Source organism: Gemmiger formicilis (assembly GCF_016901605.1).
Taxonomy (GTDB): Bacteria; Bacillota; Clostridia; order Oscillospirales; family Ruminococcaceae; genus Gemmiger; species Gemmiger formicilis_B.
The window spans coordinates 1-481 of sequence record NZ_JACJKP010000432.1 but is presented as its reverse complement, the minus strand read 5'-3'; the positions used below and the strand labels follow the sequence as shown (position 1 = coordinate 481).

General features: G+C 50.5%; 1 protein-coding gene. It reads right to left on the bottom strand.

All coding sequences use genetic code 11. The features are described from left to right. Nucleotides 1-10: 10 nt before the first annotated feature. On the bottom strand, nucleotides 11-481 hold a 471-nt coding region (locus H6B10_RS15295), incomplete at its 5' end, for a hypothetical protein (RefSeq protein WP_430661774.1).

Sequence of the window (481 nt, the reverse complement as noted above, 5' to 3'; positions counted from 1 at the left end):
CGTGAGCCCATTAAAGCAGTTGATCCGCACTTCCCCCTGCAGTAAGCTTCAGCGCTTGCTTTGCGGCCGCCAGGCTCTTATTCAGTTTAATTTCATTTAATTCCTGGGCGACAGCGTAAGCGATTATGAACAGGAACGCAGGATCTGCGCCGTACCGCTTCGGGTTATCTACGCCGATATAACCCTGGTTCAGCCGTTTGGAAAAGGGGACGGCGATTAGGGAGCGAACGCCGTATTGTGTGAAAAAATCATATTCCGCCGGAACTGTCCTGCGCAGCTCCTCGATATCTGTAAAGATCATCGGTTCGCTCCTTTTGAGTGTGGCCACCCATCTCATGAAATTTTTGATTTCCAGATACTGCAGCTTGCCGCCCATGTACTCTATCCCCTTTTGGCACCACTCATAGGTACTCAGGCCAATGCCTGCCGCCCAATCCGCTTCGATAATATATGACTGTCTGCATCGTAAAATTCTGTCGCC